12 protein-coding genes and 2 pseudogenes are annotated in these 16394 nt (G+C 36.8%); 12 read left to right on the forward strand and 2 right to left on the reverse strand.

Annotation, left to right across the window (positions count from 1 at the left end):
• Positions 1–2: 2 nt before the first annotated feature.
• The 3 genes from FNL97_RS00820 to gmd are packed head-to-tail and all read left to right on the forward strand — an operon-like array spanning position 3 to position 3017.
• The gene (locus FNL97_RS00820) at positions 3–941 is read left to right on the forward strand and encodes an SDR family NAD(P)-dependent oxidoreductase (RefSeq protein WP_143414813.1); all 939 of its coding nucleotides are present in this window, start codon (positions 3–5) and stop codon (positions 939–941) included.
• A gap of 30 nt (positions 942–971) precedes the next feature.
• Positions 972–1913: a GDP-L-fucose synthase gene (gene fcl, locus FNL97_RS00825; RefSeq protein WP_143414814.1), complete on the forward strand. Its 942-nt coding sequence runs from the start codon at positions 972–974 to the stop codon at positions 1911–1913.
• Positions 1914–1928: 15 nt separating this feature from the next.
• Complete coding sequence (gene gmd, locus FNL97_RS00830; RefSeq protein ID WP_143414815.1) at positions 1929–3017, forward strand: GDP-mannose 4,6-dehydratase; 1089 nt, start codon at positions 1929–1931, stop codon at positions 3015–3017.
• A 63-nt stretch (positions 3018–3080) separates the two neighbouring features.
• Here the strand turns inward: gmd and FNL97_RS00835 are convergent, their stop codons facing one another.
• Positions 3081–3971, reverse strand: a complete 891-nt coding sequence (locus tag FNL97_RS00835) for a transposase (RefSeq protein WP_143414816.1) — start codon at positions 3969–3971, stop codon at positions 3081–3083.
• Between the two features lie 402 nt (positions 3972–4373).
• On the opposite strand from FNL97_RS00835, the gene murJ reads away from it, so the two are divergent.
• The 4 genes from murJ to FNL97_RS00855 all read left to right on the forward strand — a co-directional run bounded on the left by murJ (position 4374) and on the right by FNL97_RS00855 (position 9256).
• Positions 4374–5921: a murein biosynthesis integral membrane protein MurJ gene (gene murJ, locus FNL97_RS00840; protein ID WP_143414817.1), complete on the forward strand. Its 1548-nt coding sequence runs from the start codon at positions 4374–4376 to the stop codon at positions 5919–5921.
• Between the two features lie 114 nt (positions 5922–6035).
• Positions 6036–7166, forward strand: a complete 1131-nt coding sequence (locus tag FNL97_RS00845) for a glycosyltransferase family 4 protein (protein WP_143414818.1) — start codon at positions 6036–6038, stop codon at positions 7164–7166.
• A gap of 29 nt (positions 7167–7195) precedes the next feature.
• Positions 7196–7972 (forward strand): glycosyltransferase family 2 protein, encoded by a 777-nt coding sequence (locus FNL97_RS00850; protein ID WP_143414819.1) that lies wholly within the window; start codon positions 7196–7198, stop codon positions 7970–7972.
• A gap of 6 nt (positions 7973–7978) precedes the next feature.
• Positions 7979–9256, forward strand: coding sequence for an O-antigen ligase family protein (locus FNL97_RS00855; protein WP_143414820.1), 1278 nt, complete (start codon positions 7979–7981; stop codon positions 9254–9256).
• Positions 9257–9299: 43 nt separating this feature from the next.
• Here FNL97_RS00855 and FNL97_RS00860 read toward each other — a convergent pair whose 3' ends face one another.
• Positions 9300–10745, reverse strand: a complete 1446-nt coding sequence (locus FNL97_RS00860; RefSeq protein ID WP_143414821.1) for an IS66-like element ISGka5 family transposase — start codon at positions 10743–10745, stop codon at positions 9300–9302.
• A 128-nt stretch (positions 10746–10873) separates the two neighbouring features.
• On the opposite strand from FNL97_RS00860, the gene FNL97_RS00865 reads away from it, so the two are divergent.
• From FNL97_RS00865 to FNL97_RS00890, 5 genes and pseudogenes are all read left to right on the forward strand, one after another.
• Positions 10874–11743, forward strand: coding sequence for an alpha-1,2-fucosyltransferase (locus FNL97_RS00865; protein WP_143414822.1), 870 nt, complete (start codon positions 10874–10876; stop codon positions 11741–11743).
• A 221-nt stretch (positions 11744–11964) separates the two neighbouring features.
• The gene (locus tag FNL97_RS00870) at positions 11965–13053 is read left to right on the forward strand and encodes a CapA family protein (RefSeq protein WP_172713558.1); all 1089 of its coding nucleotides are present in this window, start codon (positions 11965–11967) and stop codon (positions 13051–13053) included.
• Positions 13054–13167: 114 nt separating this feature from the next.
• Positions 13168–14052 (forward strand): annotated as a pseudogene (locus FNL97_RS00875) (IS4-like element IS5377 family transposase); the annotation flags it as partial.
• Positions 14053–14150: 98 nt separating this feature from the next.
• Positions 14151–15809: an IS1634 family transposase gene (locus FNL97_RS00880; protein WP_143414824.1), complete on the forward strand. Its 1659-nt coding sequence runs from the start codon at positions 14151–14153 to the stop codon at positions 15807–15809.
• A 129-nt stretch (positions 15810–15938) separates the two neighbouring features.
• Positions 15939–16193 (forward strand): annotated as a pseudogene (locus tag FNL97_RS00890) (IS4 family transposase); the annotation flags it as partial.
• Positions 16194–16394 lie beyond the last annotated feature (201 nt).

Consider the following 16394-nt stretch of genomic DNA (forward strand, 5'->3'; position numbering starts at 1 on the left):
AGATGGAAAAGGTGCTTGTTACAGGGGGAGCGGGATTTATTGGTTCTCACATAGTGGATAAATTGCTTGAAGAAGGTTATGAAGTAGCGGTTTTTGATAATCTCTCAACAGGTAAATTAGAAAATTTAAGAGATAAGGCCTATACTTTTTATGAAGGGGATATCACTAATAAAGAACAATTATATGGCGCTGTTGCTGATTTTCAGCCGCATTATATTATTCATCAGGCGGCACAAGTAAGCGTAGCGAAATCAGTAGAAAATATGGAAGAAGATGCTCGGATTAATATTATGGGTTCTATTAATGTAATTAATGCTGCAAAAGATTACGGAGTAAAGAAAATTGTTTATGCATCCAGTGCAGCTGTGTACGGTGAGCCTCAATATTTGCCAATTGACGAAAATCATCCAATAAATCCTCAATCACCTTACGGTATCTCTAAATTTTCGGTAGAATTATACTTAAAAGTAGCGCATGAACTATATGGGATTGATTACACTATTCTACGTTATGCAAATGTGTACGGACCGAGACAAGATGTTAAGGGTGAAGGTGGAGTTGTAGCCATTTTTGCGGAAAAAATCGCAAATGAAGAAACTCCAACAATCTTCGGTGATGGTGAGCAGACGAGGGATTTTGTTTATGTAACTGATGTAGCTACAGCGAATGTTTTGGCTATTCAAGGAGGCAGAAATAAAATTTTTAATATATCAACTAATACTATAACTAATATTAACTATCTACTTAATTTAATTAATAGGACATTTCATAAAGAAATAACTCCTATTTATGAAGAAGAGAGAAAAGGGGATATCAAATCAAGTGTTTTAAATAATAAAAGTTCTAAAGAAGCTTTAAATTGGGAACCACGAATTTCAATTGAAGAAGGTATAGACAAAATAGCTGAATATTACAACAAAATGAACAAAATTCATATTTAAAATTTAAAAGTTTCGATGGAGGATTTTTGTATGGAACGTTCATCAAAAATTTATATTGCAGGACATCGAGGATTAGTAGGTTCGGCAATTTTAAGAAAGTTACAAGCAGATGGGTATACTAACCTTGTTTATAAAACAAGCCAAGAGCTGGATTTACGTGACAAAAATCAAGTAGATAAATTTTTTGCTGAAGAAAAGCCAGAATATGTCTTTCTTGCCGCAGCGAAAGTTGGGGGCATTGTTGCAAACAATGAATATCCAGCGGACTTTATTCGCGACAATTTAATGATCCAAACCAACGTCATTGATGCAGCATATCGAAACGGGGTCAAAAAGCTGCTATTCTTAGGAAGCACATGTATTTATCCAAAATTTGCTCCACAGCCATTAAAAGAAGAATATTTGTTAACGGGCGAGCTAGAGCCGACGAATGAACCATATGCGATTGCAAAAATTGCTGGCATTAAGATGTGTCAGTCATACAATCGCCAATACGGTACGAAATATATTTCCGTCATGCCGACGAATTTATATGGTCCAAATGATAATTTTGATTTACATACGTCTCACGTATTACCAGCATTAATTCGCAAGTTCCATGAAGCAAAAGAAAACAATGCTCCATATGTCGAAGTATGGGGAACAGGAACACCAAGACGCGAATTTTTGTATTCGGATGATTTGGCTGATGCTTGTGTCTTTTTAATGAAAAACTATGAAGACAATGAAATTATTAATATCGGTGTCGGCGAAGATATTTCTATTAAAGAACTAGCAGAAAAAATTAAAGAGGTAGTTGGTTATCAGGGAGAAATTAAATTTGATACAACAAAACCAGATGGTACTCCTCGTAAACTAGTGGATGTGTCAAAAATCAACGCATTAGGCTGGAGAGCAAGCATTTCGCTAGATGAAGGCTTACAGAAAGTGTATCAATGGTTCTTAGAAAACGTAGCAGTGAAAACAAATTAAAAAATGGAGGATACAATGAAACGAGCGTTAATTACAGGTGTAACAGGACAAGATGGATCTTTCTTAGCTGAGTTTTTGTTGGAAAAAGGTTATGAGGTACATGGCATTATTCGCCGTAGCTCTTCCTATAACCAAGAGCGCTTAGAAGATATTCTGTCGCAGGAAGAAGCGGATGCGCTAATAAATATAATAAATAACAAAAACTTCTATTTACACTATGGTGATATTACAGATACATCCAATGTAATCCGTTTAATCGGTGAAATTCGTCCGGATGAAATTTATAACTTAGCCGCACAATCGCATGTTCGCGTATCATTTGATATGCCGGAATATACGGCTGATGTAGATGCGTTAGGTACATTGCGCATTCTAGAAGCAGTGCGTATTTTAGGGTTGACAGAGAAGACACGTATTTATCAAGCATCCACATCCGAATTGTTTGGAAAAGTTCAGGAAGTTCCACAAAAGGAAACAACGCCATTTTATCCACGTTCACCATACGGCGTGGCGAAACTTTATGCGTATTGGATTACGAAAAACTACCGTGAATCATATGGGATGTTTGCAGTGAATGGAATTTTGTTTAACCATGAATCAGAGCGACGCGGCGAAACATTTGTCACACGTAAGATTACATTAGCTGCGGCTAGAATTGCTCAGGGTAAACAAGATAAATTATACTTAGGTAACCTAGATGCACTTCGCGACTGGGGATATGCAAAAGACTACGTAGAATGTATGTGGCTAATGTTGCAACATGATACTCCTGAAGACTTTGTAATAGCTACAGGAGAGATGCACTCTGTACGCGAATTTGCGACTTTAGCATTTAAATATGCAGGCATTGAAATTGAGTGGCAAGGTGAAGGACTAAACGAAAAAGGTATTGATAAAGCTACTGGTCGTGTATTAATTGAAGTAGATCCGAAATATTTCCGCCCAGCTGAGGTGGATCAATTATTAGGAGATCCAACAAAAGCAAAGAAGTTGTTAGGCTGGAATCCAACAAAAACTCCATTCGAAGAACTAGTTCGTATCATGGTTGAAGCAGATATGAAGAAGGTTGAAAAGGAAGATAAGTTGAAAAAGATGTTTGATTAAGAATACTTGAATAGATTCATGAAGACTTAACAAACTTTGCTTTTTTATGATGGGGTTGCAAAACTAGAGTAAAAAATCGAAGTTATGCATAAGGATACAGCATAACACATGCAGTACATATCGATGAAATCCATACCATCGCGGCTGTTCCACCCCATCACTTTTTAACTCATTAAATACCCGTTCAATCCCGCGGCGAAGCCCAAACAGCCATTGGCCAAACCTCGTTTTCAAAAAGACAGGAAGAACCCGGCCATAGGCATCTTTCCGTTCCTCGCTATTGCGGCGGTTGATAGGGGAAATGAATAGGATTCCTGACTGCTCTGCTGTTTGACGAACCTTTTCACTGTCATACGCGGCATCGCCCAATACAAATTCGATATCCCACTGCTTTAAAGAAACAAGCAATTCTGGTGCTACTGCCGCATCATTTCGATTCGCTGTGGTTAACACATGAGATAAAATGATTCCCTCGGCAGTGGTGCAGAGATGGAGCTTATATCCTTTAAACCAGTGATATCGGGTGGACACTCCCCACTTTGCCTGTGAATCGTAAAGACTGCTTCGAAGGGCCGTACTGTCGATCAGCACAATTTTGGGATACCGTACTTCTAGATCTTTGAGCACCTGTGCATGAAAAACAGGAAATCCTTGTTCCCGGAACCACTTCGCCGCGCGGGAAAACGTAGACAGATGAGGGACTTCACCAAGCCCGCAAGCCCGTTGAAAACAGCGAAAACGCTGTAGGACGCGTACTAATTTTCGCAAGGAATCAATAGCAAAATAGGTTTTCAAAAAGAAACATTTCAACAACGATTTTTTCGACACTGGCGGCCTTCCTGTCACATACGGTGTTTCTGGTAATGACAGAGAGTCAATATATCGAAATAAGGATGCTAAAAGTGGATCGATTTCATAAGACCATGCATGTTCGCTGTTCAAATTGGAAATCATGATAGTGTCTACCCCTTGGAGAGTTGTTTTTTGGTCACTGTATATGATTTCCAAGGTGGTGGATTTTTTATGTACATTTATGCATTCGTTATGCGTTTTGCAACACGTTCTATTATTGTAAATCGTTTCTATGGCAAGTAAGGAGATATTTAAGAGTCAGTCATTTCTTTTTTTGAACTACGTAGCTGATATACTAGGAAAAACACTACAATAATTATACAAGTTTATATTTTATTTAAGTTAGATTTATATAGAATATTATATCTATTTGTTTGTAAGTCTTTAACTTTACTTTAGGGCTTAAAGACCCATTAATAGTGCGTTGGTCTAAATTAATTTTCATTAAGAAAAACTATAAGGTAAGTTTTAGCTAAAAACTTAAAAGTAGAGGTCAACATCTTTATGTCATTAAGAGAGAAAGTCACAAAATCTGCAATAAGTATTATGTTAATCATAATTTTCAGCAAAATATTAGGGTTATTTAGAGAAATATTAATTGCTGCAAAATTTGGTTCTAATGATGAAACAGATGCTTATTTTACTGCAATGACAGTTAGTTCTATTGTAATTGCTCTAATATTGGATACTCTTAATACAACTCTAATTCCTATATTTTCTGAAATACAGGTAAAATACGGAAAAAGAAGAGTAAATGATTATATTAATAATATCATAAATATTGTTATATTATTTTCAATAGCGCTTATATTATTAAACTACTTATTCTCTCCTTATATTATTAAATTATTAGCAAGTGGATTTACTGGTGAAAAGTTCGATATAACTGTCTATTTAAATAGAATTGGATTTCCAATAATTTTATTTATGGGATTAACAATTATATATAAAAGTTATTTGCAACATAACGAGCAATTTTCTATACCTGCAGCTACTGGTCTAATATTAAATGGTGTATATATTGTTTTTCTGTTATTCTTTCATAGTAGTTTTGGTATAGAAGGCCTAATGGTTACAACATTAATATCATATTTAGCACAATTAATAATTTTATTACCTTTAGTTTATAAGACAGGATATTCTTATAAAATCACTTTGAATATTAGAGATAAATATGTGAAGAAAACATTATATTTAACAAGACCAGTTATTTTAGGATCAATGGTTTATCAAATTAATACTATTATAGATAGAACCCTAGCATCAAGATTAGAAGATGGGAGTGTATCTTCATTAAATTATGCACTTACACTGAACTGGCTAGTAATTAGTATCTTCATTACTGCGATAACTACAGTCATTTATCCAATACTCTCAAAAGAAGTGAATAATCCGGAAGATGATAATTTCAAAAAAATAGTAGAATTTGGTATAAATATTGTTTTGTTAATTACTGTTCCAGTAACAATGGGGGTTATAATATTAGCCTATCCGATTGTACAGGTATTTTTTGAAAGAGGGGCCTTTGATTCAAATGCAACTCATATGACAGTTATAGCATTAATTTATTTTTCACTGGGGCTTCCAGGGATAGGGCTTAGGGAGTTATTAAGCAAAGTTTTTTATTCAATTCAAGATACAAAAACACCAATGGTTAATGCAGTTATTGGAATTTTATTAAATATAGTGTTAAATACAATATTAGTAAAATACATGGCACTTGGTGGATTAGCTTTAGCTACCAGTGTATCATCAATTGTAACAACTATACTTTTGCTCTTGAGTTTGAAAAAAAGAGGTAAAATAATTAATTTAAGAAAAATTCTTACTTACTTAATTAAAATTTTTGCAGCAACAGGAATAATGGGTAGTATTTTATATTATTTAAATCCCCATTTTCTTGTTAATGTGAATTCTCTACTTATTAAAATAACAGTCTTGTTTATGTATATATTTTTAGGTGCGATTGTATATATTATTTCTTGTAGTTTTCTAAAAGTAAAAGAAATAAAGGTAATAGAAAGAATGCTAATACAGCGAATAAAAAGATAGTGAAGGGGCATGGGAAAATAAAAAGACCTAAGTGGAAATTATGTTTTCTTGATAAAATTAATATGTACTTTAGGAAATAATTTAACTAGTTAATTGTCATAGAGGAGTTCTGGTATGAAAATTTTACATTGCGCTGAATCATACCCTCCATTAATAAGTGGAGTAGGTAAAGTTGTTCAAAAATATGCCGAATATTTCGGACAAAAAGGAATAGAATCTTGGGTAGCAACAAGTAAAAAAGGAGTAATGAACGATTATGAAATAATTAATAATGTTCATGTAAAAAGATTTGATATAACTGGAAATGATGTGAAAAGGATAAAAGGGAATCAACAAGACTTTATAAGATTTATAAAAGAACAAAAATTTGATGTAATTGTAACATATGCAGCGCAAACATGGCATTTTGATATATTAAAAAGAATCAATAAGGAAGAGATCGGTAATCCATTGTTATTAGCCTTTCCTTGTGGTTTTTCAGGATTGGTTAGTTTTAGGCGTCCAATTTATTATAGATATTTTAAAGAGTTGCCGAAATATCTAAAAAATTTTGATATTATAATTCTGCATTCAAGAAACTATATTGATTATGATTATATAAAACAAAATTACTTAGGTGATATTTGGGTATTACCAAATGGTGTGGATATTAATGAATTTGAGATGGGAAATAGTACAATTAACGCAGAAAAATTATTATCTTCGTACGGTATAAATGTTGAAAAGAAAATAGTATTAAATGTCAGCAATCATATGTATGCAAAGAATCATAGAGATTTTATAATCCTTGCAAATAAATTTCCGGATATGGAGTTTGTACAGGTGGGTCTTGATCAAAAATCTTTTGGTTCATGCTATAAAAAATGTAAGAAAAAATCAAATGAAATAAAAAACTTCTATTCATTACAATTAAGCAGAGAAGAATTGATAGAAGTATATAAAAAAAGTTGGGTTTTTCTTTTAACTTCTAGATTAGAGTCATTTGGATTAGTCTTACTTGAAAGTATGATCTCAATGACGCCATTTATAAGTTATGATGTTGGAGTTGCGAATGAATTAAATGGTGGGTTTGTTGCTCAGGATAGAAAAGATATGGCTCGAAAAATAAGATATTTACTTGATAATGAAGATTTGTATTTACTGAAAAAAGAGCAAGGATATTTAGAGGCACGAGAGAAATATTCTTGGGAGTATATACTGAGGAATTACTACGAAAAAATAATAAATAAAGTTGGTAAATCTTAAAAATAATTTTTTACAAGAAGGGGGAAATTATGCCTAAAATAAGTGTTATTATGCCTTGTTATAATGAAGAGAAAAGTATAGGTAAATCTATAAAGAGTATTTTAAACCAATCATTTACAGACTTTGAGTTTATAATTGTTGATGATTGCTCAACAGATAATACAGTTAATGTTATTAACTCATTTAAAGATGAAAGAATTAAGCTTATAAGAAAAAAGGAAAATTCTGGGGTTGCAGCATCGTTGAATTTAGGATTGCAAAATGCAACAGGTAAATATGTTGCACGCATGGATGCAGATGATATATGCGAAAGGGAAAGGCTTCAAGTACAGTACGAATATATGGAGAACAACGAGGATGTAGTAATTGTTGGAACGTGGGCATACACAATAAATCCAATTACTAATTCTATAAGGGAGAGTAGGACACCTGTAAGTGATTCTGAAATACGTAGGTATATGCAAAAAGATAGTCCGTTTATTCATCCAAGTGTCTTATTTAGGAGGATTGTAAATAGGAGTCCGGTATTTTATAGTGAATTGAAAGGATTTGAAGATTACGACCTTTGGATAAGACTATCAAAACACGGTAAAATGGCCAATATTCCTAAATTTCTAGTTACTAGATACGATGCAAATAACTTTAAAACTAAGAATACATGGAGTGGATTAGGGAAAGTTGATGTATATAAAAGGAGATTATATTATCAATGGCAAGCTGTAAAAGCATTTGGTATTTTTCCTCAAACACCTTTTTATTTATTGAAAACTATAATTTCTATAATCTTGGCAAAAAAAGAGGGTTAAAATAAAATGCTCAAAGCATTAACAGAAAATATCGTCCTAATATTAATGCTTATATCAATCATAACTTATCCTATTCCACAATTAAGATTATTCGGGAATATACCAATTGGTATTATATTTATTTGTTATCTTCTAATCATAGTATTACCTAAAATTGCAAAAGGTAAGATGAAAGTAAATACTAGTAGGAAATTCTTACTTCTATCTTCTTACTTTATACTTTTTTCTATATTTTTGACTTCTCTTTTTTCATATGAAATTAGAACAGAATCAATTATTAATATATTGATATTCATAGTTATGGTATTCCTATTAAATATACAATCAGAGCATTTTGATTATTCCAAGGTTTTGTTTGTTATTATAATAAGTGGGTTTTTATTATCTATTTATGGATTTTATGGTTATTTTACCGGAAATATAGGAGAAGAAGCTAAAACGGAGGTTTGGAAAAACTATTCAAGATACTTTGGTTTGCATTATACAGCTTCCACAAGAAATGCGGATGTACATTATGTTGCTATCCCTTTTTTAATTAGTTTTTCATATCTAAATTTTAGTAACCATTTGAGTTTGTTAAAGAGATGTTTTTTAATAATAGTTGCTTTATTGTCATTTACAGGAGTTATTTTATCTTTTTCAAGAAGTGCATGGATATCTGTAACTGTAGCGATATTATATACTATCGTTGTATCTCGTATTAATTTTAAGAAACTTAATAAGCTCATTATATTGGGTATTATTGGAGTTATATTAGGATCTTATATTTTATTTAAATTTAATTTAACTAATTATTTTTTAGGAAAATTAATTAGTATTGTATCTCCAGAAAAGAGTAAAGAATTTTTAATAGAAAATTCATCTAATTCTGAAAGATTTGATACAATATTAACTTCCTTGGAACTATTTTTTCTTCATCCGTTAGGAGTAGGCCTGGATAACTTGCGATATTATTATCCAAAATACGGTTTATACTTAAACCATGCCGAGAACAGTTATTTAACGGTTCTAAGTGAAACAGGTATTGTTGGATTCATTGGATTTATGATCTTTTGGCTTTATCCGTTAATAAAAATAAATAATATTATTAAAAATCAAGAGACTAACATAGTATTTGTAAGTACTCTATTTATTACAATCTATTTAGCAATTACTTTTTTATTTAACACAGAAGTACTCAACTTTTATATTTGGGTTATTTATTCAGTTATTTGGAGTATAGTAGTTAATTTAGAAAAAAATAATAATAGGAATGTAACTATTCACTCCGATAGTAGTATGTAAAGAAGCGCAACACAAATAGGGCATCCCCGTAATAGAAAATGCCCTAAGTGGTAGAAAGAACACGATCGAGCGTTTCGCCTGTCAACAGAAGACATAACGAGTCCCACACGTTTTTTTCGTGTTTCGTCAGTGTGGAAACGATGCTTCTTGTGATGCAAAACGACTGGGCGAATGTTTCTTCGCGGAACGTACCCGAAATGTTCTCTTTGACTTTGACCATACGAAGATCGCGTTCGGCTTGGTTGTTGTCAAAGGGAACGTGAGCTTCGCGTAAGAAACGTAGCGCTTCTTCCTTTCGTTTCTGAAGCCGTCGAACAAAAGCGAGTGCTTTTTTCGGAAGAGGCGTCATCGTTTCTAATCGGTGCTGTGCTTTCGCTAGGATGCGATCATACACTCGTTCCCACCGTTTCGCTTCTTTTTCGGAAAGTGCACCGTGATGAGCTTCGACGGCCTGTTTGGCGGCTAACAGAAACGTGGTCATGCGCGATGCCCATGTATGCCCTTGTTCGATGAAACCCTTCAATTCACGCAAATGATGGGCGTGACAAAGGGCATGGGTGGCTTGCGTGTATTTTGGATACGTACCGAACCCATCGTGCATCATCGTTCCTTGATATCGGGGAAGAATCCCGATGTCATCGGTCGCTTTTTTTCCACGAGAAGCGTGAGGAGCCAAGTACGTATATTTCGATGTGCACGCGACATGCACCCATGCGAGTTTCCCCTTGATGCGCAAACTCGTTTCATCGACATGCAGGATGTTGGATTCAAGTAAGGCGTCTTCGATGATGTCCATATTTGATTCCAGCGCTTCACGTCCTCGTTTCACCATATTGGCAAGAGTTCCTGTACTGATTGAGTGTTGATATAACGCTTCGATTGTATCACTTAAACGCTTGTACGGGATCAATTGGATATGATGTAAATAAACAACGAGCGCCGTGAGCCGTGGACCGTATTGCACATGATTCGTGACGTGGGATGGGAATTCGGCTTGTTGAACACATCGACAATGTGGACACGATTTCACTTCACGTTCATGTTGTGTCACCTCGATCGTCACAGGAGGAAGATCAAACACTTGACGGATATCGACTTTGAACGGTTTGACTTCACGCAAAGAAGCCCCACATCCTTGACACGTATGCACACGGTGGACGACACGATGATGTGGATGTTCCACTTGACGAAGCGTCGTTCCTTGATGTCCTTCTTGTCCGCCTGGCTTGTTGCCAGATGGCTTGCGAGAAGAATGGGTGTGAAAACGGTCAGAAGATGGGGGCAAATGGCTATTGGAGCTGTTTTTTTTCGTGCGTGCTTCCAGCTCTTGAACACGGTACTTCAGTTGTTCATTTTCTTTGCGTAGTTGTTTGTTTTCGTGACGCAAATGTTCATTTTCTTGAACGAGTTGATGAATGAGCTGTTTTTGTTGTTGAACTTTGCCGATTAAGCTCTCAACTGTAAATACAGCTTGTTGTACCGTCAACATGCGATTCACCTCCTTGTCTATCAGTATTCACATCATAGACAAGGAAAGAAGAAAATATTCAGCTCACTTTATGATGTGGCTGAATAGTTACATAGGAATAATACAATTACAATTTAAAGGAGATTATTATGAAAATTGTTAAAGTAATTGGCGGTCTAGGAAATCAAATGTTTCAGTATGCATTTTATAGAAACCTTAAAGCTAAATTTCAAGAAGTTAAATTAGATATTACTGCATTTGAAACTTATAAACTTCACAACGGTTATGAATTAGAAAGAGTCTTTGATATCAAACCCGAATACGCTACCAAAAAAGAAATATATCCATTAACAACAAATAGAAACAGTAAAATTTCTAAAATAAAAAGACGTATATTCGGAGGGAAGGAAACAGAATATATTGAAAAAGATTTGAAATTTGATCCAGAAGTTTTTAAGGTGACTGGTGACGTTTACTTTGAAGGATATTGGCAAACTGAAAAGTATTTTAAAGAGATTGAAGATCTTATTCGAAAAGATTTTCAATTCAAGAATCCATTAACAAATAAAAACTTGGAATTAAGTAACAAAATTAAAAATGAAAACTCTGTTAGTATTCATGTTAGAAGAGGGGACTATTATACAAGTAAAAAGGCGGAAAGGAAACACGGGAATATTGCAACAATAGAATATTATCAGAAAGCAGTTCGTAAAATTACGGAATTTGTTGATAATCCCGTATTTTATATCTTTTCTGATGATATCCCTTGGGTAAAGGAAAATTTAAAGTTGGAGAATGAAGTAATTTATGTAGATTGGAATAAGGGGTTAGACAGTTACATTGACATGCAACTTATGAGTATTTGTAAACATAATATTATTGCTAATAGTACATTTAGCTGGTGGGGTGCTTGGTTAAATCAGAATAAAAACAAAATAGTCATTGCTCCTTCAAGATGGATAAATAATAAAAGACTTGATACTAGTGATGTAATTCCAAAAGAATGGATTAAGATTTAAAAAGTTAGGCTCTTCACCAAAAGTTGTACTTGATTTTTTCTGAACATACTCTATTTACGCTTGTGAGGGAAAATCAACAAATCAGTGATTTTTGCACATCTTTGGGCAGGAAACCGTATTGCTTGTCAAGTACATGTTGTGGTGAAGAGCCTAAAAAGTTATTAGTTTAAACATATACCTTTTGTAACTATGAAAATAGTAAAGAGTTGGAGGTGAGGATTGTGAAAATAGGCTTCTTTTCGGATACTATAATAGATAGTGACATATCGATATCAAAAGAGTTAGAAAAAATTATACTAAGTAATGATATAAACATTCTAAATTTAGAAGCACCTTTTAAAGAAGAGGGATTTCCTAAGCTGAAAAAGGGTATAAATGTATATCATGGCACCGATAATGTGGACTTTTTAATAAAATATAAGTTTAAATATGTTAATTTAGCTAACAATCATATCTTTGATTTTATGGATAAGGGATATTATAAGACTATAAATATCTTAAGAGAAAACAATATAGGGTATTTTGGAGTAGGGGAGAACCTTGAAAATGCATTAAGGCCGATTATATTAGAGGATAAAGGAAAAAAAATAGGTATATTTGGATTCTGTTGTAGATATACGGGTGCGGTTAATGCTAAAAAAAATAAGATGGGAACGGCTCCTATAGATTTCAGGATAATAAGGAAGACCCTACAACAATATGAACATTTAGATTATAAAATTGCTTATTTTCACTTTGGTGTAGAGTTTGAAGACTATCCAGAACCATATTATAAACACCAAATTGAGAAACTCGTTGCAGATGGATATTTAAATGTTGTAATTGGCAATCATACTCATTCAATACAAGGATATAAAATGATAGGAAATGGCGTGATTTTTTACAGTCTAGGTAATTTTATATTTCCGCAAAGAAGTTATGATGGGATAGTATTAAGGCATCCCAAAATTTCTTTTTTGGGATATTTTGTTAATATTGAGTTAAATGAAAAATTAACATTTAATTTAACCCCATATTACTTAAGTGACGATGGAAAAAAAGTGATGCCATTGAAAGAAGATGATATATCAAACTTTAATAATCGATTAGAAAAACTTAATAATTATTTGCATTTAAATGATAGTACATATTTTAAATTTTATTTGGCTCAAAGGAAAAGGAAGTATATGCCTGTTATGGTAAAAAACGAAATGATTAATAAAGTTATTTTTTTTATATTTAAATTTATTGAAAGACAAGCCGTAGTATTAACTAAAAAGTTAAAGATTCATAAATTTATCAAGAAGATATTATTTAGTAGAGTAGAATAATTAAATCTAACCAGGCGTGTTGATTATCCAATAAAATCCAAAGGGTATAGAAAAAAGAGCACCTTTCCTGTAGAATGTGAGTAGCAACACAAACAAACCCAGGAGGTGCTCTCTATGAACAAGCATACCACACTCCCGAATTTGATGCAAAAACTTGTTTCGGATGAAGAGATTCAACTGATTGCCGAAGCGGTTGGGTATCGTGATTCGTCTCGAACCTTTACGTTGCGCGAGTTGATTCACTTCTTCCTGCTGGCCGCCATGCATCAATGGAAAAGCTTTCGCCACGGAGCCGATGTGGGGCCTCTGTATGGATTGCCGCGATTCCATTATTCAACTGTATCCAAGAAAGCGAAAGAAGTTCCCTATGACATCATGAAACGCTTGTTGGCGTTGATCATTTCCAAGTGCAACCGCCAAACCCGCCGTTCGCTTCGGTTTCCCAAACCGCTTCGGGTGGTGGATTCGACGACCGTCACAGTCGGGAAAAACCGCCTGCCATGGGCGCCGTATCACGGCGAACGCGCCGGAGTGAAGCTGCACGTCGCGTATTCGCCGGAATCCTCGTTGCCGGCAGACGTGGTGGAAACGACCGGGCTGCGTCACGATGGCCCGGTGGGAGAACAGTTGACGAACGCTCAACAAGTGCTGGTGGAAGACCGGGCGTATTTCAAAATCGAACGCCTCGATCGATTTGTGGAGCAGCATCAGCTCTTTGTCATTCGGATGAAGGACAACATCGAACTTCATCAGAAAAAAAGCTTGAAACGCCTTTCCAGCACATCCTCATCGGTTCAAGCCGACTTCACGTGCCAGTTGGGGACGAAACAATGCCGCTCCACCAAGCGTCACCGGGTGGTGATCTTTCGAGATGCGAATGGCCGCGACATTCGGGTCGTGACGAACCTCTTCCATGCGTCTGCGGAAACCATTGCCGACATGTACCAACAACGTTGGACTGTTGAGGTCTTTTTCCGTTGGGTGAAGCAATATCTGAACTCACATTTCGCACCCTCCCGACGAAAATCGGGAGGATTTTTTGTTCCGATGTCGAATGAATTCTTGACACACAAGGAATGTAAAGGAGTTTTTCTCTCATGAATGTGAAAGTCAAAGGGGTCTATCGTAATGATTATTTGAATATAATAAGTGTTCTAGTCAAAAAGCTGGACATCCCCCGCTTGATTGACCATCTTGTACCCGTCGATCCACAGTGCCAAACACGAGTCAGCGATGCCGTTCAGGCCATCCTTTACAATCTATTTGACGGCCGGCAAGCCCTTGTTCACTTAGAACGATGGGCTCAGGAGATCGATTTAGAGAAACTCATCCGTCCCGGTCTCCAACCTTCCTGGTTGAACGACGATGCCTTGGCTCGTCATCTCGATCGCTTGTATGAGGCCGATATTCACAAGGTCATCAGCACTTGCTTGATTCATATTTATCGCAAAGAAGGCCTTTCCCTCCGAGTCTTTCATGCCGATACGACGGACAAGACGGTTTACGGAGCCTATGAATCGGCCTCGTTGGAGGCTCTGCAGATCACACATGGCTACAACCGCCATCATCGTTGGCAAAAACAGATCGGCTTTGGACTGGTCGGCAACGAGGACGGCATCCCGTTTTACGGCGATGTGCACGACGGCAATCGATCGGATAAGGCGTGGAATCCTGAGGTGCTGTCGCGGATCCACGAACAGTTCAAACAAGCCAAGATCGACGATGAGTGGATTTACGTGGCCGATTCCGCCGCGATGACAAAAGACACCTTGGCGCAGACCAAAGCCGCCCGTGCCTTTTTGATCACCAGAGGCCCTTCATCGCTCCGGATCGTGAAACAGGCGCTCGCGGAGGCCGATTCGCCTCACATCCCGTGGAGCAAACCCTTTTCCCTAGCGGAGAGAAACGGCGCCACGTATCGGGTATGGGAAACGGCCTCGACCTATGAAGGCCACTCGGTTCGGCTGATCGTCGTCGAATCGAGCGCCCTCGACCAGCGCAAAGGAAAGACGCTCGAAAAAGAGCGGGTCAAAGAAGCGGAGCTTCTTTGTGAGGAACAAGTCCGTTGGGAGCGCCGCCCCTTCTCCTGCCGCGAAGACGCCGAACAAGCCTTGACGTCCCTCAAGGCGTCCCTTCGCCCTCGGTTTCATCGAGTGGAGGCGGCGGTCGAAGAGATCGTGCGTCCGAAAAAACGGCGCGGACGGCCGAAAAAAGGGGCGGAGCCCGAGACGGAGACGCTGTACACCCTTCGCCTAAACGTCGAATTCGACCAACCGGCATGGGAACAGGCAAGACGGAAAGCGTCCCGGTTTGTTCTCGTCACGACCGTTCCGAAGGAATGGAAGGGCCAACCCATGGATGCCCAAGAGATCTTAAAGCTGTATAAAGGGCAAATCTCGGTGGAAATGAACTTCGCGTTTTTGAAAGATCCGTTTTTCACCGATGAGATTTACGTCAAAAAACCGGAACGGGTCGCCGTATTGGGCTATTTGTTTCTGTTGGCCCTAGCGATTTACCGCGTTTTTCAGCGCCGGGTGCGCCAGTTCATCACACCCGAACGTCCGTTAAAGGGTGCGGGAGGCCGCAAGTTGACACGGCCAACGGGACAGGCGATTTTTCAGCTGTTTCAATATGTGAACGTCATCCTGCTGGAGCTGCCAGACGGGCGCATCCAACGCGCACTCGATCGCCCCCTCAACCCGGACCAGCGAAGGATTCTGCAGGGATTGGGCATGGATGAGAGCATCTACGTGTAACGTGATACGGAACGACCAGCGATGGTAAAAAAAGGATTGCCATCGCTCGTTGTGTTGGTCAAAAAGTTATTCTGAAAAACTAAATAAAAAATCCTTCGTTTTGACCTTGTTAGGGTGCGAAATGTGAGTCTGAATGTCCCGACCTTGTTTGGCACGACGGAAAATGCGGTATACAACCAACTGTTTGCGGCGTTCATCGCGTATGTGTTGCTGCGATGGCTGTATGATCAAACCAAAAAACAGACGAACGTCTCTCTTTCCTTCATTTCGTTCGTTCGCCGTTTTTTCTCTGGGCAGCTTCCTCTCGATTGGAAATCCGGGATGGCCGCTGCTTTGTTTGAGTATGCCCAAATTTATGGAAGGCGTATGTCTAATTTTGGATAATCAACACTCGTGAAATCTAACATGAAATTAGATAAGAAACTGTAGATAAGCAAATTCTATTACGTTATTTACCATCAAAAAAGAAAACGAAGATACCTTTTATGCCACTTGGAGCTTATTTTGAATGGATTCAGTAGCACTCTGTGTTGAACCTTATGATAAATAAATTCAATGAGGTAATATATTTTTCTGAATCTTACT

This window comes from Geobacillus sp. E263 (assembly GCF_007197795.1).
In the GTDB taxonomy this organism is placed as follows: domain Bacteria; phylum Bacillota; class Bacilli; order Bacillales; family Anoxybacillaceae; genus Parageobacillus_B; species Parageobacillus_B toebii.